This window comes from Paenarthrobacter sp. 4246 (assembly GCF_040546855.1).
Lineage (GTDB): Bacteria > Actinomycetota > Actinomycetes > Actinomycetales > Micrococcaceae > Arthrobacter.
This window is the reverse complement of the sequence record NZ_JBEPOP010000003.1, coordinates 292,451-314,197: the sequence shown is the minus strand read 5'-3', so window position 1 is coordinate 314,197 and position 21,747 is coordinate 292,451. Positions and strand designations below refer to the sequence as shown.

Here is a 21,747-nt window from a genome sequence, read left to right as displayed (position 1 = left end):
AACCGCGCTTTCAACACAGAAGTCGAGTGGGAAATGAGCATACGAACAATTCCATCAGGACAACTCAACGGTCACGCACTGCGGCCCAAGCTTCGCATAGCAGTGGTCGGAGCGGGCTATTGGGGTCCCAATCTCGCCAGGAACTTGAAAGCCAGCCCTGACTGGGACCTTGTGGCCATTTGCGACCTCGACGTAGAACGCGGGCTCAGGCTCGCCGAAACGGTAGGTGGCGTGGCCGTCGTCGAGTCCTTGGACGAACTGCTGGACACATACAACCTCGATGCCGTCGCAGTGGCGACACCGGCACATACCCATCACGGAGTGGTGATGACCGCGCTGCGCGCCGGGAAGCATGTGCTGGTGGAAAAACCCTTGGCGGACAGCCGGGCAAAAGGATTGGAGATGGTGGAAGAAGCCAAAGCCAGGGGTTTGGTGCTGATGGCAGACCATACCTACTGTTTCACCCCGGCAGTCTTGAAAATCCAGGAGCTCGTAGCCACCGGCGCGTTGGGCGACATCCTTTACGTCGATTCGGTTCGCATCAACCTGGGCCTGGTCCAACCGGACGTCAATGTCTTCTGGGACCTGGCTCCCCACGATCTTTCCATCCTGGACTTCGTCCTGCCGGGCGGCTTGCATCCCACAGAGATTGCAGCCCATGGGGCAGATCCGCTGGGCACCGGCCGTGACTGCGTTGGACATTTGACGTTCGGCCTTCCCAACGACGCCATGGTGCACATCCACGTGAACTGGCTCAGCCCCACCAAGATCCGGCAGATGATCATCGGGGGATCGAAGAGGACCCTCGTGTGGGATGACCTGAACCCGCAACAACGCCTCAGCGTCTACGATCGTGGGGTCAGCCTGGAACACCAGCCCCGGTCAGCGGCAGACAAACGGACCTCCGCCATTTCCTACCGCCTCGGCGACACGTGGTCACCTGCGCTGCAGGAACGCGAGCCCCTGGGCCAGGTGGTGGCCGAACTCGCAGCTTCCATCCGCAACCACACCATGCCGCGAACCAGCGGTGAATCCGGGCTTCGCGTCCTGTCTGTCCTGGAGGCCGTCACCCAAAGCCTGAGCACCGATGGGCAGTCCACAGTGGTGGCCGGCAACGAGGTCAATCTCCAGGTTGCACGGTGAAAAGGCTCCTCGGTGCCAACGTCCTGGTCACCGGTGGAGCCGGAACCATAGGCTCCACGCTGGTTGACCAACTGCTCGACGCCGGTGCGGCGCACGTGGACGTCCTGGACAACCTGGTGCGGGGACGCCTCGCAAACCTGGACGCCGCCTTGGCCAGTGAACGGGTGGACCTGGTGGAAGGTGACCTGCGGGAACGCGACCTGGTGCATGACCTCACCCGAGGCAAGGACCTGGTGTTCCACCAGGCCGCCATCCGCATCACCCAATGTGCCGAGGAACCACGGCTGGCACTTGAAGTGCTGGTGGACGGAACGTTCAACGTGATCGAGGCCACCGCCCAACACTCCGTGGACAAGCTCATCCTGGCCTCCAGCGCTTCTGTCTACGGCATGGCCGAAGAATTCCCCACCACCGAACGCCACCATCATCACAACAACGACACCTTCTACGGCGCAGCCAAGTCCTTCAACGAGGGAATGGCAAGAAGCTTCCGGGCGATGTCAGGCTTGAACTATGTGGCGCTGAGGTACTTCAACGTTTATGGGCCCCGGATGGACGTGCACGGGCTGTACACCGAGGTGCTGGTCCGTTGGATGGAGCGGATCGCCGACGGCCTTCCGCCGCTCATCTTCGGCAGCGGTCAGCAAACCATGGACTTCATCCATACAGCCGACGTGGCCCGCGCCAATGTCCTGGCAGCACTCAGCAATGTCACCGAGGGCGTCTACAACGTAGCCAGCGGAACCGAAACCAGCCTCGCCGGGCTAGCCCAAACGCTGCTGGGGGTCATGGAGTCACCGCTGCACCTTGAGCATGGACCGGAACGGGCCGTCAACGGCGTGGCGCGACGCCTGGCCGATACCTCGGCCGCACGGGAAGACCTCGGTTTCGAGGCTGCCGTCGGCTTGGAGGATGGACTGCGCTCGCTGGTTGCCTGGTGGCGGCCACTGCGCGATGAGATTGCCGAAGGACGAAGCACCAACCGCCCTGACGCTCCGGTAGTGGGTGCGAGATGACCGCCTCCGGGCTCCACCTGGCACGCATCGACGTCATGAAGCCATGGCTGGGCGAGGAGGAGGCCCAGGCACTGGCCGAAGTGATCGCCTCAGGTTGGGTGGCACAAGGTCCTAAAGTCCGCCAGTTCGAAGAAGCGTTCTGCCTGCTGCAACAGTCAGACTTCGCCGTGGCGACGTCCAACTGCACTACCGCCCTGCACTTGGCCCTTGTAGTGGCCGGGGTGGGCCCGGGGGATGACGTGGTGGTGCCGTCGTTCTCTTTCATTGCCACAGCGAACGCCGCAACGTATGTGGGAGCGCGTCCGGTGTTTGCCGACGTCGACATCACTACCGGCTGTGTCACCGCTCAAACTTTGCGGGCCGCCCTGACTCCGGCCACCAAGGCCGTGATCGCTGTAGACCAAGGCGGGATGCCCGTTGATCTGGATCCAATCCGTGCGTTGTGCGATCCCTTGGGCATCACCGTGGTGGAAGATGCTGCCTGCGCCATTGGTTCCCGCTACCACAGCCGGCCGGTGGGGGCAGGGGCGGAAGTCGCCGCCTGGTCCTTCCACCCGCGCAAGGTCCTCACCACAGGGGAGGGTGGCATGCTCTCCACCTCACGGCAGGACTTTGCTGATAGATCAAGGCGACTCCGTGAACACGCCATGAGTGTCTCGGCTGCTGACCGGCACGCAAGCATCCTGGCTCCCCCGGAGGAGTACCTCGAGACCGGGTTCAACTACCGCATGACTGATCTTCAGGCCGCCGTCGGAATCATCCAATTGGGTCGGCTCCGGGAAGTCATTCAGCGGCGGCGGGAACTGGCGGCCACCTATGCAAACGCCTTCGCGGGAATTGAGGGCCTCCGGCTGGTCAACGACCCGGGTTATGGAACCAGCAACTTCCAGTCCTGCTGGCTGGAAGTCGGGCCTGGGTTTCCCGTGGGACGGGACGGGTTGATGTCTGTTTTGGCCGAGGATGGAATCTCCGCCCGTCGGGGGATTATGGCAGCACACCGCCAACCGGCCTACGCCGGCAAGGACAGCGGTAAGGCAGGCTTGGATGCCACCGAATGGCTGACTGACCACACGCTCATCCTGCCCCTGTACCACCAGCTTTCCCTGCACGACCAGGTCCGGGTCATTGATTCCGTTCTACGGGCAGCAGGTCGACTGACATGAGTGAACTTCTCCTCATCGCAGCCAGCGGCCTGGCCAGGGAGGTACTGGCCATGGTCCGCAGCAACGGGCCCTTTGACGTGATCGGGATACTCGACGACGACGAAGACAAACTCGGGCGGGTGGTGGACGGCGCCCACGTCCTTGGCCCCATCCGGGACGCCCTGAATTTCCCCCATGCCTTGTTGCTGGTGTGCATCGGATCCGGATCGGGGCGGGAAGCCGTTGTCATGCGGCTCAGGACCCTGGGACTCGATGAAGGCCGATATGCCACGGCCATAGATCCCTCCGTGCAAGTACCCGAAGGCTGCATGATCGGCAGGGGCAGCATCCTTCTTGCCCACGTGAGCATGACGGCGTCCGTGACGATCGGCAACCACGTGGTTGCCATGCCTGGCGTGACCTTCACCCACGACGACGACGTCAGTGACTTTGCGACCTTCGCCTCAGGGGTTTCGCTCGGGGGCAACGTTCACATTGGGCGTGCCGCCTATGTCGGGATGAATGCCAGTGTCCGCGAGCGCACGTCCATCGGTGCAAACGCCACGATCGGGATGGGCGCGGCGGTCCTCACCGACGTACCTGCGGAGGAAACCTGGGCCGGGGTCCCGGCGCGGGTCATCAGGCGGGGAAATTCCCCCGCGCTGGAGGGCATCAAATGAAACTGATGCGTCCCGTTCCCCTACGGCACCCGGTGAGTGTTTCGGTGGTGGTGCCGTGCTACAACTACGGACACTTCCTGCCTGAGGCTGTTGCCAGTGCTTTGGAGCAGGAGGGCGTGGACGTCGAGGTCATCGTGGTCGATGATGCGTCCACGGATGGCAGCGCCGCCGTGGCCTGGCGGCTGGCTTCCGAGGACCAGCGCATCAGCGTTGTCCTCCACGACAGCAATAAGGGGCACATTGCCACATACAACGACGGCCTCTCCAGGGCGCGGGGCCGCTACGTGACGCTTCTCTCCGCGGATGATGTCTTAGCCCCCGGTGCGCTGGCCCGGGCTGCCGCGCTGATGGAAGCCCACCCCCGGGTGGGAATGGTGTACGGCCTTCCGCGGGACTTCACTGACAAGCCTCCGGTCCCTTCCTCCCATGACCACAGCACATGGACTGTGTGGGAAGGCCGGGCATGGATTTCCCTGGCGTGCGCCCGCGGGAGGAACTTCATCCTCTCACCCGAAGTAGTCATGAGGACCGCGGCAGTGCTCAGCGTGGGTGCTTACAGCACCACGCTGCCGCACTCCGGGGACCTGGAGTACTGGCTGCGGGCCGCGGGCTCCTGGGATGTGGGCAGGATCAACGGACCGGTGCAGGCGTACTACCGGGTCCATGGTGCCAACATGCATCAGACGGAGTTCGCAGCGGCCGCCGTGGATCTTAGGCACCGGCTGGAGGCCTTCCGGGTCCTTGAAGACTCACGGTTTCCGGGCAATCCGAAGAATCGGGCACGGCAGGTGCAGCGGGCCAAGTGCGCCCTCAGCAAGGAAGCCGCCCAGTTGGGGTTCAGGGAAATCAACCAGGGCGGATCGGTGGAGGCCGCAATCGAGCTGCGGAAATTCATCGAGGGCCTGCACGAGGTTCCCGGAAATATCCACCGGGCCAACGCGTTGCATGCCAGGATCACCCGGGCAGCCCGCGGCCGGAAACCAAGGGCAGGGAGGCTCGCCGCTGGTTTTGTGCGGAGCCAGCTGGACCGGGTCCGCTGGCGGCTATGGGCCATGACGGGAATCTCGTGACCACCGTCAGCGGCCAAGACCGCACACTGGGCAACCGGGCTGCGAGCGCCACCCTCTGGGGTGGCGTCAACATGGCCCTGGGCCGGATCGTCCAGTTTGCCACCACCATCATCGTGGCCCGGATGATTGCTCCGGAGCACTTCGGGGCGCTGGCAGTAGCAATTGTGGTGCAGACCATCGCCACCAACATGGCCGAGCTCGGTGCAACAGCCGCCTTGGCGCGCGGCACCGGGGATCCGGACAAGATCGCCCCTACTGTCTTCTCCATTGCACTGGTCACCAGCGCCGTCATGACCGCGGCAGCCATCGCTCTGGCACCTGCCTTGGCCGCGGCGTTTGATGACCCGGCCGCGACGCCCGTGATCCAGGTGCTCTCGCTCACCATCCTGCTCCAGGGGGCTGGCGCCGTCCCTTCCACCATGGTGTGGCGGGAATTCATGCAGAAGCCGCGGGTCGTCGTCGACCTCTGCGGCCTGGTCACCGTCTTGGTACTGGTGGTGCCGATGGCGTTGGACGGTTGGGGAGCGATGGCGCTCGCTTGGTCCCGGGTGGGTGGGCAGTTGGTGGCCATGACTGGATATTGGATCATCACTCCCAAGAGGTACGCCCTTGGCTTTGACCGTGCCGTGGCAGCGGAGATCCTGCGTCTGGGCATGCCGTTGGCCCTGGCCAACCTGGTAGTGTTCGTGACCCTGAACGTGGACTATCTTCTGATAGGCAGGATGCTCGATCCAACGGCATTGGGCTTGTACCTGTTGGCGTTCAATCTGGCCGGGTTGCCAAGTTCCGTGATCACTGCGGTCATACGGGCCACTGCGGTGCCCACCTTTGGCCGGCTGTTCGCGGAGGGCACCCTGGGGGCGGTGGCGGGCAGGTTTGTGGCCGGTATTTCCTACTGCGCATTCCCGATCTCGGCCATGGTGATAGCTCTTTCGCACCCTTTGATGGTGGTGGCCTACGGGGACGCATGGGCGCCGGCCGGGACAGCGCTGGCAACACTGGGAGTCTTCGGCGCTACTCGGATCCTGGTGGAAGTTTTCGCTGACCTGTGCGTGGGTGCAGGTCGAACCGTGTGGCTTTTCTGGTTGCAGGTGGCTTGGCTGGTGAGCCTCACGCCGGCACTCATCGTTGGGATTCAATGGTGGGGGATCGCCGGGGCGGGAATCGCGCATGCTGCAGTGGCCTGTTTGGTGGTCATCCCTTTGTATGTGGTGGTGCTCAAATCCGTGCTGGATGTTGGCGCCTGGGAATTGGTGCGTGGAAGTCTTGTCCCTCTAGCGGCTGCCATTATCGCCGGATCAGCGGCATGGCTTGCAAGCGTCAGCGTGACGGAGCCTCTGATGGCTCTTCTGCTGGGGGGCTTCCTGGGGGGCGCGGTGTACGTAGCGCTGACGTACCGGCGGGGGAGGCTGCTGCTGCAAACTGTGCGGGGGCTGCTCCGCGAGAGGACTTCCCTCCCTGCAGGCGGACATACGGGTGCGGGGGAATCATGACGACAAACCTGCCGGTGAATGGTGCCAGTTCCTCTCCGATCAGCGACCTTGCGGTGGTCACACCAAGCTATGTGCCCGACCGTGAGTTGTGCATTGACCTGAACCGGTCGGTCCTCGAAATGACCGGCCCCGGCGTGGTACATCACATCATCGTCCCGGACCGGGACGTGGGGGTCTTCGCTGGCCTCCGGGGGCCCAGGACAGAGGTGCACGCAGCCAGCGAATTCCTGCCGTCTTCGTTTATCAGGCTTTCGGGGTTCAACGTCTGGATCAATGCAGCCCATCCCTGGCCGCCGGTTCGTGGGTGGATCGCCCAACAGATACTTAAACTCGCCGTGGTTGCGGCACTTCATGTTGACGGTGCCTTGCTCCTTGACTCCGACAGCCTTCTCATCCGCGATACCAACCTTGATACATTCCGGAAGGACGGCAGGATCGCCCTGTACCGCGCTCCAGGGGCTGTTGATGCGTCCCTTCCCGGGCACAGGCAGTGGCACGTTTCGGGCCGTCGGCTCTTGGGGCTGGCACCTCCTCCCGAAGGTGACCTGGCTGACTACATCTGCTGGCCGTGCCTCTGGGAACCGGCCGTGGTGAGAGACCTGCTCCACCACATCCAGAACGTTACGGGCCGGGACTGGCACACAGCGGTCGGAGCGGAGCTGCATTTCTCCGAGATGATGCTGTACGGCCTGTATGTTGACGAAGTCACCGGCGGCCCTGCCGCCAGCGTCAGTGAGATGTGCGGAATTGTCCACTCCGACGAGGTGCCCTTGGACCAGGCGGACATCGAACGGCTGCTCCACGGGGCGGCCCCAGGCAAACATGTTGTGATGCTTTCCGCCAAGGCCGGCATACCCCTGGATGTGCGGAGGCGTGCCCTACGGTCGTTCCTGCAGACCGCCCCCGGTTCGGAACGGGGTGGTATCCAGTGATCAACGTGATGGGGCGGATTCTGGGCCAAGCCAGGAAGGATGGTTGGGGTTCGGTTGCCGCTAAAGTGCTGCAGAGGACTGCTGGCAAAGCACTGGAAAACCTGGCTTTCACCGAGCCCACGCTGCCGGTTCGGCCTGAGGACATCGTGGATTTTGATGTTCTATGTGCCGCAGGCAGCCCTCGCCCCAGAACGGGGAGCCTCGATGTCGGGTGGGTCTGTACGCCTCCTGGACCCGGCTCAGGCGGACATACCACCTTCTTCCGCATGGTTCAGGGCATGGCGGACCGCGGGCACCGTTGCACGCTTTTCCTCTACGACCGCAACAGCGATGACGTTTCCCGGCACACTTCCACCATCAGGCAATACTGGCCGGATCTCGATGCCCACGTGAGAAGTGTTACCGAGGGGTTCGAGGGAATGGACGCCGTGGTTGCCAGTTCGTGGCCAACCGCGTACGCGGCCGCGGCACGGCGGGGTCCGGACATTCACAGCTTCTACTTCATCCAGGACTACGAGCCATACTTTTACCCCCGGGGCACGCTGTATTGGCTCGCAGAGAACAGCTACCGCCTGGGGTTCACCAACATCGGCCTCGGAGAGATGATCACCGCCGTGATGAAGGCAGAAACAGGTCAGGAGCCCGCCGCTTCAGTACCCTTCGCCTGCGACACTTCGACCTACCGCCTGCTGGAGGACAAAGACAGACAGGGTTCCCGCCAAGGCGTGGTCTATTACGCGAAGCGGGCGGTGGATCGACGCGGTTACCTCCTTGCCAAACTGGCCTTGGAGCAATTCCACGCTATGCATCCGGAGCAGGAAATACACGTCTACGGCGACAGGATCAGCGGTTGGTCCATTCCCGTGCACAACCACGGCAATCTCAGTCCTGCTGCTTTGAACGAGCTCTATAACCGCACCATCGCGGGGCTTGCCATCTCTTTCACCAACATCTCCCTCGTCCCGGAAGAACTGTTGGCTGCCGGCAACGTGCCCGTACTGAATGAGTCGCCGTTCGCTGCACAGGTCTTGAGCGACCCGGACGTCCTGTGGTCACCTGCCATCCCACGCCGGCTGGCCGAAACGCTGGCGGAAGCGGTTGAGGCCCCTGATGTCTCCGGGCGTGCGGCTAGGATCGCGCAACGCAAGCGACTGGACTGGTCGACCTCCCGGGAAAGCTTTGCCGCAGTGCTCGAATCCGTCTGTGCCAAAGAACCAGGAAGCCCGGGGCTGCCATGAGTACTGCGCGTAGTTTCCCTAGCCTTCGGCAACCGGTGCAAGCTCCAGAGCTGGACGACCTCACCGTGAGCGACCGATCGGCCAGCCCACGGGTGCCCTTGCTTTTGAAGTTTGCCGCTTTCGGAATCTTCTTCTTTCCCTCCAATATGGTGCTGAAACCGCTGGGCGCGGTGGGTACGTTGCCCCTGATTTTTGCATTGCTGCTCTTGGCTGTCTGGCTGTGTTCCGTACTCTTTGGGTTGACCAACCCGTTGGATACCAGGCACCCCGGCCGCATGGGCTTCGTTCTCCTCTGGGTGGGAACTTGCGCTTCCTATGCGGCGATGTACTCCGGCTACACCGGGGGAAGCGAAAGTCCTGCACGCGCTGCAGCTGACAGGTGGCTGATTCTCCTGTTGGCCAGTGCCGGTATCATCCTCGTTACGGCGGAGGCCGTGAGGACGCTGAAGACTGCCATGGAACTGACCCGTGCCTTGTTGGCCGGTGCGGCCTTCTGCTGCCTTGTTGCCGCCGTTCAATTTTTCTTCCGGATTGATCCCATGCAGTGGTTGCAAATGGCAATGCCGGGCTTCACCAATAACGGGGGAAATACAACATTCCAGATACGCGGGTCGTTGATGCGCGTCTCAGGGAGCACATTTCATTCCATCGAAATGGCCGTGATCTGTGCAATGCTTCTTCCCCTCTCCATCTGGCGGAGCCTCTACGACCCTAAAGGCAGAAAGTGGGTCCATTGGACCATCACGGCGCTGTTGGTCTTTGCCATCGCCTCGACGGTCTCACGCTCAGGCATCCTTGGCCTCTTGGCGGGCATGGCAGTCTTCCTGCCTTTCCTTCCCCGCCTGGCCAGGCAATGGGCCTACGTCGCAGCTCCCGTCACCGTAGCCGCACTGTTCCTCGGAGTGCCGGGCCTGATCGGGACCCTCACTGCGTCATTGACTGCCGGGGAAAGCGATCCTTCGATTACCACACGGACCAACAACTACCCCCGCGTCGCTGCCATGGTAGAAGAACATCCGTTCTTCGGAGTTGGTCCAGGCAACTACATGCCAAGCAACGCGATACACATCCTGGACAACCAGTACCTGAACGCAACGGTCACCATAGGTTTGGTCGGGCTTGTCGGGTTGATTGCCTACCTGACCTTTCCCGGCCTGACGACACTCCTCGCCGCTCGCGCTTCCCGCCTTGCGCCCCTGCGCTGCCTGGCAGGCGCCGTAGCCGCAGCAGGAATTGTTGCCGCCATCTGCTCGCTCACCTTCGACTCCATGTCCTTCCCAGTGTTCGCCCTCACCTACCCCTTCATCGTCGGATTGTCCGGAGGGACCTGGAACATGGTCCGGCGGGAACTTGAACTCCAAAAAGTGCGTACCCCATCCGACCACCCATCCGGGCCGACCCAAAGCACCACGCAACTAGTCCCCAAGGAGGGAACATGGACCCCGTAGCCGTTCTCAAGACTCTTTGGCGTTACAAGGTATTCGTAGTGCCCGTTCTGCTGCTGACGGCGGTGGCCGCTGTGTACATGTTCTCTTTCGCTCCACGAACCTATGAGGCCCGGACCACCTATGCAATCGTCAACCCGCAGACCCCTACAGCGGAGCAAATCGAAAAAGATCCTGCCTTGGGTCTGCTTAATCCGGATAACCCCTACCTGCGGTCTGCCGACTCGTCCCTTGTAGCCCAAGTTGCCGTGACCCGCCTGAACGACGTGGCCACTGGCGACATCCTTGCGGAGCAGGGGCTCAGCACTGATTACAAAGTAGAGCGTCCCTCCGATGCGTTCCTCATTGACATCTCCGGCATCTCGGACGACAAGTCACAGGCCATTGCCACTGCCAAAGCATTGGGGGAGCGCCTGGAAGAGGACCTTCGAACCATTCAAACAATTAACGGAGCCTCCGACAGGTATCTTTTCACCGCGCTGGCGGTAGCCTCGCCCGATAAGGCCACGGAGCAGTTCTCCAGCAGGCTGAGGTCCGTGATCGTCGTTGTGGTGGCCGGTCTCGTCCTCACCCTTGGCGCGGTCTCCCTGGCCCGTGCCGTCGAGACAACCCGGAAGCGTGGGAAGTCCACAAAGACCAGGTCCGGCAAGCGAGGGTCACCGATGGAACGCGAAACCAAAACGTCAACCCTGGACCTTCCCGGCACAGGCCTAACGGTCAACGACACCTCGTTACCACCCATGGAAGTCCTTCTTGGAGGCGATACCCGTCGACAAAGCCAGGGCAACAAGACGGTCACCAGCCCACCGGCTGTTCAGCCAACCAACAGCCGGTAGGCTCGGGAAAGGTGCGGCCATGAACCGGTTTGGGTACTTGGTGCCGGAATTCCCGGGTCAAACACACGCCTTTTTCTGGCGTGAACTGAAAGCACTGACGGAGCTCGGACACCAGCCAGAACCAGTCTCCACGCGCCATCCAGGACAGGCCGGTCCCATCCCTTCCTGGGCGCATGGCCGGATACCGGAAATCCACTACCTCGTACCACCGAACGCGCTGCAGATTGCAGGGACTGCCTTGACTGCGCTCTCCGGACTGCGGCACCTTGATGAGCTCCGAGCAGCCTCCGGCCTGCAAGGCAGTCCCCTCCCTCCAAGGAAACTGATCCAAGACCTTCCACGGAAGGCCGCCCTGTTCCTGGCCGGAGCCGCACTGGCCAGGCATGCACGAACCAGAGGGTGGACTCACATCCACGTCCACTCCTGCGCAGACGCAGCCCAGGTGGCGCTCTTCGCCCACATACTCTCAGGCATTCCCTACAGCCTGACCCTCCATGGCCCCCTCAGCGACTATGGACCCAACCAAAGCGAAAAATGGCGCAACGCCGAGTTCGCCATCATCATCACAGAACAACTCCTTGCCGAAGCACAGGAGCACCTCAACGGAAGCCTGCCCACCACCGTGAAGGTCGCCCCCATGGGCGTCGAACTCTCCGCCTTCGCCCGCCTGAGCCCCTACAAGCCGTGGACCCAAGGCACCCAAGCCCAAATCTTCAGCTGCGGACGACTCAACCCCAGCAAGGGTCATATGGACTTGCTCAGGGCCCTGCGGAGAGTTGTTGACTCCGGGGTGGATGCCGCCCTGACCATCGCAGGTGAAGACGAACACGGCGGCACGGGCTACCGGACGGTCCTGCAACAAGCCATTACCGACTTGGGACTGACACGACGCGTAACACTGCTCGGCGCAATCCCCGAAGACCGGGTCCGCAGGGAACTGGAGCGGACACACCTTTTTGCCCTGGCCAGTCTCCAGGAACCGCTGGGAGTCGCCATCATGGAAGCCATGGCCATGGGTGTCCCGGTAGTCGCTACCGCTGCCGGCGGAGTTCCCCAGCTCGTCACAGAGGGCCTCAGCGGCCTCCTGGTGGAACCCCGGCAACCGGCAAAGTTGGCCACCGCAATGGTCCACATTCTGCGAAACCCTGCCAAAGCTGCCGAGATGGGCGCCCACGGCAGAATCAGGCTCGAATCCACTTTTGACGTACGCCAAAGCGCTTCTGCCCTGTCCGAACTCATGTCCTGTCCGAACTGACAAAAACACCAGGAGAAACCGTGAGTGCAAAAACCGTGGGACTGTGGACCGGCGCTGCGCTCGCCGTGGCACTGATTGGCGTGGCAGCAGCCAACGGGCTGACACCGACCGCCGGACAGCGGGAGCCTGCGTCGCAACCCGCAGCTGGGGCCGCGGCCGGACCGAACACGACGGCGGTCACCCTCCGGCCTGTTGACGGGGGAGCGGACTACTATGCCAGGTTCAGGAACAGTCTCCCCGCCGAGCCCACCTTCTTTCCTATTGGAGTGTGGCTGGAAAGTGTCCTCGACAAGGGAAATGTCGCCATGGACGCCGCGGCGGGACTCAACACCTATGTGGAATTGACCGCCAACTCAGACGTCCAACTGATCCACGATTCAGGCATGTACGCCCTGCCCGCCTTCGTCCATGAAGCCGCGGCCGGATTCACGCTGAGCGACGAGGTGGACATGTGGGCAGGCCCCGGTAATGCAACCTGGACGGGAAACTATCCCGGCGAGGGCCCTCCCTGTTCCCCGGAGGGAACTCCGTGCGGGTACACCATCCAGAAGGACCGTCGGGCGGTGGCCCCACAAGGTGCACTGCTCTACTCCAACTATGGCAAGGGCGTAACCTTCTGGGAATCGGACGAGGAAGCACGCGAGTTCTTCACAGGCCTTCAGGATGTGGTGTCCGCAGATAACTACTGGTTCACCGATCCCAACATCTGCGGCCAAGGCGAGGGCGGCGCCATCGTAGGTTACGCAAGGGATCTGACAAAGGAGGAATGCCGGCTGGCTGCCAACTATGGCTGGACCATCGACAGGCTACGGAATCTGCAGGACCCTGCCGCCAGAATTCCCGTCTGGGCATTCGTGGAAAACGGTCATCCATCCGGCGACGTCCCCAACACCTCCACCATTACCGGTCCCGAACTCCGTGCCGCCGTGTGGAGCAGCCTCATTCATGGCGCCCGGGGGATCATCTATTTCAACCACAACTTTGGCGGCGAATGCCTCACCCAGCACGTCATCAGGGACTGTGGGAAGGACATCGTTCCCACCCTCACCGCCGTCAACAAGCAAATCACGGGTCTTGCTCCGGTTCTCAACGCACCGTTCCTCGACAATGCCACCACAGCAACCGGGCCCGTAGACTTCACCACCAAACTCCATGACGGAAAGACCTACGTCTTCGCCGGAGCCAACAAAAAGGCGGGCGGCGATGCTAGCTTCAAAGTCCGGTGTGGCGGCAGTACCGCCGTCGTACTTGACGAAAACCGGACCATTCCGGTGGTGGACGGCACTTTCACCGACACATTCGCTGACGGAAACGCCGTCCACCTCTACCGCATTGAAGGCGGGGGAAGCTGCGGCTTTTGACTAACGGCTGCTGTCGTCCCGCTCCCAGGCGGATGCAGGCTTTCCTCCCCGGAACGGACGACGGCGGCCACCAACGGCGAAGGCAGCGTAAACAGCGGCGTCAACAGCGGAGAACGGCCCCCTCACGGAGGACAACAATTCCCGGACAGTCCGTGACGTCGCAGCTTCGGCCCCCATCCTGTCCTGCTGCGCATTGCCGCGATAGCTCCGCCGAAGAACAGCCAGCAACGCAGCACAGCTCCGGGGCGTCCGAACCACCACAGGCTCAGTAGGCAGCACGGCTTTCTCCTCTCCACTGAAGAGCCGGTCAACGTAATAGTCATCACCTGTCAGCGACGGAAAGGCTCCGAGCCGATCGTGCCCGGCCTCACTGAGCGCATAGACCCCCGCACCCCAAAGTCCCTGGGCGGTGGAAGGAATCCGGCCCCTCGCCCGGTAATAGGACCTAACCAAAGCAGAGGCACCATCAGTGTTGTAGCGGAACGCCGGACGGGCCGCCAGCAACGGGCCGTCCGAAAGAGCCTTCAGGACCGCGTGCACGGCATCCGCACTGACTTCAATGTCCGCATCAAGGTAAAGACGGGGCCAACGCACCGCAGCCTGGTCTGCCGCGTTCAACGCCGAGGTCTTGGAAGCAGCATCCACTCGCAGGACCCGCACGTCTTCAAACCCCGACGCAATGGCCTCCGTGCCATCCGTACAGCCATTGCACGCGACAATGACCTCAACACTGCCCCAGGCAATGACACCCTGCAACGATTCCAGGGTCCTGGCGATGACAGCTTCTTCATTGTGAGCCGGGATGATCACAGCGCCCGATGGTGGCGCCGCGCCCATCATCGGGGAAAGCTCTGCGCGGGTAGCGTGCGGCAGCGCATCCCACCGCCTGCGGTCAACCACGGCAAGGGCAGCCTGACGATGCCCAGGCTTATGGAGCCGGACAAGCTCCGCAGCCATGACCACCAAAGTGAACGCTGCCACAGTGCCCCTGCCGTGATACTTGTCCGCATAGCGCAAACGGTTCACGGACATCAGCGCGGTCAACTGCGGCGATGTACCCGACCCCCCACGTTCATGCCACATCCGCGCCAGGGGCTCAAACCAGATGGAAAGGCCCGCGGCCCGCACCCTTCGGCAAAAGTCTGTCTCCTCGGAGTACAGGAAGAACTGCTCATCCCAGCTGCCCACCTCACTCACAGCATCAGCGCTGATCAAGAGCGCCGCACCCGTCGCCCAATCAACCCGGTGGGCATACACGTAACTCTCCGGATCAAAGTCCATCTCAGACAACCAACCCGGCCTGCCCTGGAGGTGTCCGCCCAAGGCCGCGTCACCCAGCGCTCGCAGGACCCCCGGCTCCCGCCTCAGCGATGGATAAACGCTGCCGTCGTCGTCGAGCAGGACCGGCACCACCATGCCTGCCCCTGACACTGCCATCCGTCGCCGCATGACCGCGATCGCGCCAGGCTCCACCCGCAGGTCCGGGTTGAGGATGAGGTAGGCGTCCGCGTCGCCAGCCACCCGCATGGCAGCGTTGATTCCGCCGGCATACCCAAGATTCCCACCCGTGCGTAGTGCCAGGACGTCTGGAAACCGGGCCAATTCGGCCATGGTCTTGTCGTCGGGGGAGTTATCAGCCACAACAACCCTGATGGTTTGTGCGGTGGCCTCCGCCCGGAGCCCAGCTACCAACGGCCCCACGTCGTCTGCGTTGTTGTAGGTCACCACGATCACGGCGACGTTGGCTTTGACGTCACCCGCGACGAACTGTCCCGGAGCACGGCTGGGCCCGCACTCCGGGGCAGATTCAACGGCGTTGGAGGGCACTGCCGCCTCAGAGACGGTTGGCGGATCGGACGGGTCTGCGGCACTTTGACGCCGCAACGTCATGTAGGCCTCTGGCCCGTCCACCAAGTATCGCCGGGCGAGTCTTCGCGGTTCCAACGCCAGCCGCCACGCCCACTCCATCCCGTGGTCACTCACCCAGCCCGGGGCGCGCCTGATCCGGCCCGCCAGGAAATCCACCACCGCGCCGAAGGCGAGCAACACCCTAGCTCCTGTCAGCTGCCCGTATTCCTCAATCCACAGCTCTTGCCGTGGCTTCCCCAAGCCCACCACCATGATGTCCGGACAGGTGGCAGCTATGTTCTTCGCCAACATCGAGGAGGCCTTCGCGTCTGCGAGGACCGAACGTTCGGGTGCCCACCAGCCGGCAACGCTTAGACCGGGACGTTCCGCAGCAAATCTATGTCGGATGAGCTCCTGCGCCTGGGGGCTTCCGCCCAGGAAACCCACACGGAGACCACGGTGTTCGGCCTCCTCCAGCAGTGGTCCAATGAGGTCGCTGCCTGCCAGCCTGGGCCACGTCCGGCCGGTGATCCGCGCGGCTTCTGCAACCAGCGGTGCCCCGTCCACCAAGGTCAGCCACTCCAGCGGACCAGGCTGGCTCAAAGTGCCGTTCCATCTGCCACCCGAGCCGAAATGGCGGAGGTGGTCAAGATTGGCTGAACAGACCGCCAGCGGCTTCGCGTCCATGGCCTGTGTATGGTCAAGAATCTGGCGCATTGCACCGTCGAAGTCCATGAGCTTGACGGGCGCACCCCCCAAGGTGACCCACTGTGCAGCCTCCGGCTCGGTGGGGCCGGGCTGGCTTGCGGAAGACGGGCCCCGCAGTGGGGTCAGGAGCCACGATCCCCTGGCGCCCTGCGTGGCGGCGCGTGGGAGCACGGCGGCGTGGGGGAGTGCGTCTTGTCGGGGCGCGATCTTCGGCAGCAGCATTCTCGGCTCTCCAGGCTTCAGGTCCAGCTCAGGACACAACAATTGAGCCGGCGATCCATGCTGCTGCACTGCCTGGATCGCCGCGGACAGCCAAGGCTGCCCATCCAACGTGTTCACTTGAGTTGTCTCCCGGCCTGCCTCAGGCTGGCTGCCGTACGGCCACTGTAAGCCCTTTTTCCGGACGCCGCTAGGGTTCCAAGCCCTCCAGATACTCCGTCAGGCGCATCGGCGCTGGAGCCGGGTCGAATCCGGTGGCCCGGATTTTCGCCAGGTCCAGAACGCTGCTGCGGGGGCGCGGCGCTGTACCGGGCCTGGCATAGTCTGCAGTGCTGACAGGCTTCACCCGGACAGGATCGGCCCCGCAGTGCCGGAAGACATCCCGGGCAACGCCTGCCCAGGATGCCCGCTCGCCGCTGTTGCTGACGTTGTACGTGCCGTAGGGGGCCTGACGGTCCACCAGGTGACGGATGGCCGCAGCGACGTCGACGGCGAAGCTCAGCCTGCCCCATTGGTCATCAACCACGGACGGCGAAACCCCCTGGGCGGCCAGGGCAGCCATGGTTCGAACAAAGTTTCGACCCTCACCCACTACCCAACTGGTCCGCACGATGTAATGCCGCGGGACCGACGCTGCGGCTACCTCTCCAGCTGCTTTGCTTTGCCCGTACACCCCCAAGGGTGTCGGGTTTTCGTCCTCGCGGTGAACGTCGACAGTTCCGTCGAAGACATAGTCGCTGGAGACATGAACCAGCGTTAGTGAATGCTCGACGGCGGTCCTCGCCAGGCGGGCCACGGCAGTTGCGTTGATGGCCCAGGCGGCTGCACGGCCATCCGCGGTTTCGGCGGCGTCAACACCCGTAAAAGCTGCCGCATTGATGATGGTGCCGTATTTCCGCCAGTCCCGTGCCGCATACGATTCCCACGACGTGAGATCGAAGTCTGCCCGGCCGGCGAATTCCACGCTGGCCTCTCCGGCATACTCGTCCCGTAGGGCCTTGCCTAGTTGTCCGTCCGCTCCGAGGACCAGCGTTCGCCGTGGCTGCATGGGCTTGACGTCCGGCAATCGTGGGTGGTTCTTGTCCTGGGTCGACAGCACAGCCCGGTCCAACGGAATGGGCCAGGGAACGGCTACGTCTTCGTCGGCCGCATTGAGAAAGGTATAGTCCTTCTGCGCTTCAACACTCCAGTGATCATTAACCAAGTACGTGTAGGCCGTGTCGTCTTCCAGGGTCTGGAAGGCGTTTCCAACACCGCGGGGAACGTACACCGCATCCTTGGCCGTCATTTCCGCACAGAACATGGTGCCGAAGCCGGGCCCTTCGCGCAGGTCCACCCATGCACCGAAGATCCTCCCCGACGCCACAGAAATGAACTTGTCCCACGGTTCGGCATGGATTCCCCGGGTAGTTCCGCGCGCAGCGTTGAAGGATATGTTGTTTTGCACCGGTCCGAAGTCCGGGAGCCCCACATCCAGCATCTTCTGCCGATGCCAGTTTTCCTTGAACCATCCCCTGGCATCGCCATGAACGGGCAACTCAAACAGGACCAGCCCGGGAATCGTCGTGGTCCTTGAGCGCAACTGCTGCAGCGGTTCCACGGATCAGTGGCCTTGACCGGCGTATTTGGATTCCGTCGACGCCTTCTGTGGCCGCCACCACGCTTCGTTGTCCCGGTACCACTGGACTGTGGCGGCGAGGCCGGCGTCGAAATCCGAAAACCGGGGCGACCACCCAAGTTCCCGGCGGAGCTTGCTTGAATCGATGGCGTAGCGCAGGTCATGGCCTGGACGGTCGGTCACCAGGTCGTAGGCGTCGCTGGGCTGGTTGGCGAGGGACAGCAGCTTTTCCACCACCTCCCTGTTGGACCGTTCTCCGTCGGCTCCGATCAGGTAGGTTTCGCCCAAGCGGCCCCCTTCAAGAATGGCCACGACCGCAGAGGAATGGTCTTCGACGTGAATCCAGTCGCGCACGTTTCGGCCATTGCCGTAGAGACGAGGCCGCGTACCTTCCAGGATGTTGGTGATCTGCCGGGGGATGAACTTCTCAACGTGCTGGTACGGACCGTAGTTGTTGGAGCAATTGCTGATGGTCGCCTTGAGGCCGAAGGACCTGACCCATGCCCGCACCAGCAGGTCCGAGCCTGCTTTCGTGGCGGAGTATGGACTTGTGGGCCGGTAGACGGAGTCTTCGGTGAACCGGCCCGGTTCATCCAGGGCAAGATCGCCGTAAACCTCGTCCGTGGAGATGTGATGGAAACGGGTCCCGTGCTTTCGCGCGGCTTCGATCAGGGTGAATGTTCCCAACAGGTTGGTGTCGAGGAAGGGCCGGGGCTCTTCCAAGGAGTTGTCATTGTGGGACTCGGCGGCGAAATGCACCACGGCATCCACGGCGGCAGTCAGCGGATCCACCACTGCGGCATCACAAATGTCACCCTGGACAAATTCGAAGCGTTCCGGGGGCAACCCGGCCAGCGATTCGATATTGCCTGCATAGGTCAATTTATCCAGGACCGTGACATGAAGGCCGGTGTGCCCCATGATGTAGTGGACAAAGTTGCATCCGATGAATCCGGCCCCGCCGGTGACAAGGATTCTCTGCATGGCCCTAGAGTAGCCGTCCGCGGCGGGACAGGGCACAGGTGAGGACGGCAGGTTTGCGAGGAATTATTCTTGCAGGTGGGACGGGTTCAAGGCTCCATCCCATCACGCTCGGAATCAGTAAACAGTTGGTTCCCGTGTTCGACAAGCCAATGATCTATTACCCGTTGTGCACACTGATGCTCGCCGGGATCCGCGATGTCCTCATCATCACCACGCCCGGCGATGCCAGCCAGTTCCAGCGGCTCCTGGGCGATGGTTCACAGTTCGGCATCAACCTCACCTACGCGGAGCAGCCGACGCCGGACGGACTCGCCCAAGCGTTCATCCTGGGGGAGGAGCACATCGGGAGCGGCAAGGTGGCCCTCATCCTCGGCGACAATATTTTCAATGGGCCCGGCATGGGCAACCAGCTGCGGCATTATGTGGACGTCGACGGCGGCGCCATCTTCGGGTATTGGGTCAAGGACCCGTCCGCCTACGGTGTGGTGGAGTTCGACGACGATGGCCTGGCGGTTTCGATCGAGGAGAAACCGTCCGAGCCCAAGAGCAACTATGCCGTCCCCGGACTGTACTTCTATGACAACACCGTGGTCGCCATGGCGAAGGACCTTAGACCTTCCCCACGGGGAGAGTTGGAAATCACGGACATCAACAGGAAATACATGGAAATGGGACGATTGCACGTCCAGAAGTTCCCCCGTGGCACCGCATGGTTGGACACAGGCACCTTCAGCGACCTGAACGATGCCTCCAACTATGTCCGCACCACTGAGAACCGGCAGGGCTTGAAAATCGGCGCTCCGGAAGAAGTGGCGTGGCGGATGGGTTACCTGGATGACGACGGACTTCGACAGCAGGCCGCAAAGCTGGCCAAGAGCGGGTACGGCAGCTATCTGCTCGACATCCTGGACCGGCAATAGACCCGTCTACAGTGCCGAAACGTCCTCCAGGGCGCGTCCTATCTCCGCAGGCAGAACCGTCAATTGTGCGTCCAGCAATTCCTTGAGCTGCACGGCGTTCCTTGCCCCGACGATCGCTGTCGAAACGCCGGGCCTGGACAGCAACCAGCTCAAGGCAACATCCATGGGGGAGCGCCCCAGACCGCGGGCAGCCATTGCCAGGGCCTCCACCACGCGGGAGGCCCTTGGCTCCAGGTAGGGCTCCACATAGGCAGCCAGCCGGCTTTGGGCGGCACGGGAATCGGCCGGGATCTGACCACGGTATTTGCCGCTCAGGACGCCCCTGCCCAGCGGTGCCCACGCCATGAGTCCCAGTCCAGCGTCTTCGACGGCAGGGATCAGTTCATCCTCCGCCTTTCGCTGAACCAAGGAGTACTCCGACTGGTTGGCCACCAGGGTGAATCCGGCCACGGCAGCTGCCTTGGCCGTCTGCCAGCCGTTGTAATTCGAAATACCCACGTAACGGGCACGGCCGGTCCGCTGGGCCAGCTCAAGCGCGGAGAGGGTTTCATCAAGGGGTACGTTGGGGTCCCATTCGTGGGCGAACCAGATGTCGATGTAATCGGTGCCCAGCCTGGCAAGACTGGCATCGAGCGCGGACAGCATCGCACCTCGTGAAGCGTTGACGCTGCGCCGGGAGTCCGACGACGACACGCCGGCCTTCGTGGAGATCACTACCTCGGAACGCGCCACAACGTCGCCCAGCATGGATCCCAGCATCGCCTCGGCCTGGCCCTGCGCATAGGAGGCCGCCGTATCAACCACCGTGCCGCCGGCGGCGACAAATGCGTGGAGAACCTCGGCAGCGTCCTGTTCATCTGTCTCCTGCGCCCAGGACATGGTTCCAAGGGACAAAGAGGACACGCGGAACCCACTGTTCCCGACATAACGCTGCTGCATAGCTGCTAGCTTACGGGGAGTTCCCAGTCTTCATGACGTAGGGTCTATTCACGTGAACTGGATAGAAGCAGCCTTGCTGGGCCTCGTGCAGGGCCTCACCGAATTCCTCCCGATCTCCTCAAGCGCACACCTGCGGATTGTCGGCTCATTCCTTCCGAATGCGTCCGATCCCGGTGCAGCGTTTACTGCCATCACGCAGCTGGGAACCGAAACCGCCGTCATCGTTTATTTCTGGCGGGACATCGTCAGGATCATCCGCGCATGGTTCGGGTCCCTCACCGGCAAAGTGGAACGCAATAATCCCGATGCCCGCATGGGCTGGCTCGTCATCCTGGGCAGCCTTCCGATCATTGTCCTGGGCCTGTTGTTCCAGGACCAGATTGAGTCGGTGTTGCGCAGCATGTGGATCGTCGCCACCATGCTGATCGTTTTCGGTATGATCCTGGCTGTTGCGGATGCGATCGGGCGGCAGGAGAGGGATCTCACACAACTGACCTACAAGCACGGCATCCTGTACGGGTTCGCCCAGGCAATGGCGTTGATTCCGGGCGTCTCCCGCTCCGGTGGAACCATCACCGCAGGACTGCTCATGGGATACACCCGTGAAGCCGCTGCCCGGTATTCGTTCCTGCTGGCCATCCCGGCTGTATTCGGCAGTGGCCTGTACCAGTTGTACAAGACGGTTTCCAACGACGGACTGGCCGGTCCTTACGGTTTGGCGGAGACTGCGATGGCTACGGTCATCGCTTTCGTGGTGGGCTACATCATCATTGGCTGGTTCCTGAAGTTCGTCTCCACCCGCAGTTACCGGCTGTTCGTCTGGTATCGGATCCTCTTGGGCCTGGCCTTGTATGTCTTGCTGTATTTCAATGTCATCAGTGCCTAGCACTAAGGTTGAAT

The 21,747-nt window shown here is 62.5% G+C and carries 18 protein-coding genes; 14 read left to right on the top strand and 4 right to left on the bottom strand.

Annotated elements, in window-relative coordinates; all coding sequences use genetic code 11:
• Positions 1-33 precede the first annotated feature (33 nt).
• The 12 genes from ABIE35_RS06810 to ABIE35_RS06755 are packed head-to-tail and all read left to right on the top strand — an operon-like array spanning position 34 to position 13,611.
• Positions 34-1,143: a Gfo/Idh/MocA family protein gene (locus ABIE35_RS06810; protein ID WP_354513478.1), complete on the top strand. Its 1,110-nt coding sequence runs from the start codon at positions 34-36 to the stop codon at positions 1,141-1,143.
• On the top strand, positions 1,140-2,159 hold the full coding sequence (locus ABIE35_RS06805) for an NAD-dependent epimerase/dehydratase family protein (protein WP_354513476.1): 1,020 nt from the start codon (positions 1,140-1,142) through the stop codon (positions 2,157-2,159). The genes ABIE35_RS06810 and ABIE35_RS06805 overlap by 4 nt, the downstream gene beginning before the upstream one ends.
• Positions 2,156-3,322, top strand: coding sequence for a DegT/DnrJ/EryC1/StrS family aminotransferase (locus ABIE35_RS06800; RefSeq protein ID WP_354513474.1), 1,167 nt, complete (start codon positions 2,156-2,158; stop codon positions 3,320-3,322). Before ABIE35_RS06805 ends, ABIE35_RS06800 begins: the two co-directional genes overlap by 4 nt.
• Positions 3,319-3,981 carry an acetyltransferase gene (locus ABIE35_RS06795; protein WP_354513472.1) on the top strand — a complete coding sequence of 221 codons (663 nt, stop codon included), beginning with the start codon at positions 3,319-3,321 and terminating at the stop codon, positions 3,979-3,981. The genes ABIE35_RS06800 and ABIE35_RS06795 overlap by 4 nt, the downstream gene beginning before the upstream one ends.
• Entirely contained in the window at positions 3,978-5,051 is a 1,074-nt protein-coding gene (locus tag ABIE35_RS06790) for a glycosyltransferase (protein WP_354513470.1), read from the top strand. Before ABIE35_RS06795 ends, ABIE35_RS06790 begins: the two co-directional genes overlap by 4 nt.
• On the top strand, positions 5,048-6,544 hold the full coding sequence (locus ABIE35_RS06785; RefSeq protein ID WP_354513468.1) for an oligosaccharide flippase family protein: 1,497 nt from the start codon (positions 5,048-5,050) through the stop codon (positions 6,542-6,544). The genes ABIE35_RS06790 and ABIE35_RS06785 overlap by 4 nt, the downstream gene beginning before the upstream one ends.
• Complete coding sequence (locus ABIE35_RS06780; RefSeq protein ID WP_354513466.1) at positions 6,541-7,476, top strand: DUF6492 family protein; 936 nt, start codon at positions 6,541-6,543, stop codon at positions 7,474-7,476. The genes ABIE35_RS06785 and ABIE35_RS06780 overlap by 4 nt, the downstream gene beginning before the upstream one ends.
• Positions 7,473-8,714: a glycosyltransferase family protein gene (locus ABIE35_RS06775; RefSeq protein WP_354513464.1), complete on the top strand. Its 1,242-nt coding sequence runs from the start codon at positions 7,473-7,475 to the stop codon at positions 8,712-8,714. Before ABIE35_RS06780 ends, ABIE35_RS06775 begins: the two co-directional genes overlap by 4 nt.
• Positions 8,715-8,749: 35 nt before the next feature.
• Positions 8,750-10,162, top strand: a complete 1,413-nt coding sequence (locus ABIE35_RS06770; RefSeq protein ID WP_354513462.1) for an O-antigen ligase family protein — start codon at positions 8,750-8,752, stop codon at positions 10,160-10,162.
• On the top strand, positions 10,150-10,995 hold the full coding sequence (locus tag ABIE35_RS06765; protein WP_354513460.1) for a YveK family protein: 846 nt from the start codon (positions 10,150-10,152) through the stop codon (positions 10,993-10,995). The genes ABIE35_RS06770 and ABIE35_RS06765 overlap by 13 nt, the downstream gene beginning before the upstream one ends.
• A 19-nt stretch (positions 10,996-11,014) precedes the next feature.
• A complete protein-coding gene (epsE, locus tag ABIE35_RS06760; RefSeq protein ID WP_354513458.1) occupies positions 11,015-12,250 on the top strand; it encodes an exopolysaccharide biosynthesis GT4 family glycosyltransferase EpsE in 1,236 nt (411 codons plus the stop codon).
• 20 nt (positions 12,251-12,270) lie between these two features.
• Entirely contained in the window at positions 12,271-13,611 is a 1,341-nt protein-coding gene (locus ABIE35_RS06755) for a hypothetical protein (RefSeq protein WP_354513456.1), read from the top strand.
• Here the strand turns inward: ABIE35_RS06755 and ABIE35_RS06750 are convergent, their stop codons facing one another.
• The 3 genes from ABIE35_RS06750 to rfbB form a co-directional block, all read right to left on the bottom strand.
• A complete protein-coding gene (locus tag ABIE35_RS06750) occupies positions 13,612-16,506 on the bottom strand; it encodes a WecB/TagA/CpsF family glycosyltransferase (RefSeq protein WP_354513454.1) in 2,895 nt (964 codons plus the stop codon).
• A 70-nt stretch (positions 16,507-16,576) separates the two neighbouring features.
• Complete coding sequence (locus ABIE35_RS06745) at positions 16,577-17,986, bottom strand: sugar nucleotide-binding protein (RefSeq protein ID WP_354513452.1); 1,410 nt, start codon at positions 17,984-17,986, stop codon at positions 16,577-16,579.
• Between the two features lie 3 nt (positions 17,987-17,989).
• Entirely contained in the window at positions 17,990-18,988 is a 999-nt protein-coding gene (gene rfbB, locus ABIE35_RS06740; protein ID WP_354513450.1) for a dTDP-glucose 4,6-dehydratase, read from the bottom strand.
• Between the two features lie 53 nt (positions 18,989-19,041).
• Here rfbB and rfbA point away from each other — a divergent pair, with 53 nt between their 5' ends.
• Positions 19,042-19,908 carry a glucose-1-phosphate thymidylyltransferase RfbA gene (rfbA, locus tag ABIE35_RS06735; protein WP_354513448.1) on the top strand — a complete coding sequence of 289 codons (867 nt, stop codon included), beginning with the start codon at positions 19,042-19,044 and terminating at the stop codon, positions 19,906-19,908.
• A gap of 6 nt (positions 19,909-19,914) precedes the next feature.
• On the opposite strand, the gene ABIE35_RS06730 is transcribed toward rfbA, so the two are convergent.
• On the bottom strand, positions 19,915-20,847 hold the full coding sequence (locus ABIE35_RS06730; protein ID WP_354513446.1) for an aldo/keto reductase: 933 nt from the start codon (positions 20,845-20,847) through the stop codon (positions 19,915-19,917).
• A gap of 52 nt (positions 20,848-20,899) precedes the next feature.
• On the opposite strand from ABIE35_RS06730, the gene ABIE35_RS06725 reads away from it, so the two are divergent.
• Positions 20,900-21,733, top strand: a complete 834-nt coding sequence (locus tag ABIE35_RS06725) for an undecaprenyl-diphosphate phosphatase (RefSeq protein ID WP_354513444.1) — start codon at positions 20,900-20,902, stop codon at positions 21,731-21,733.
• Positions 21,734-21,747 lie beyond the last annotated feature (14 nt).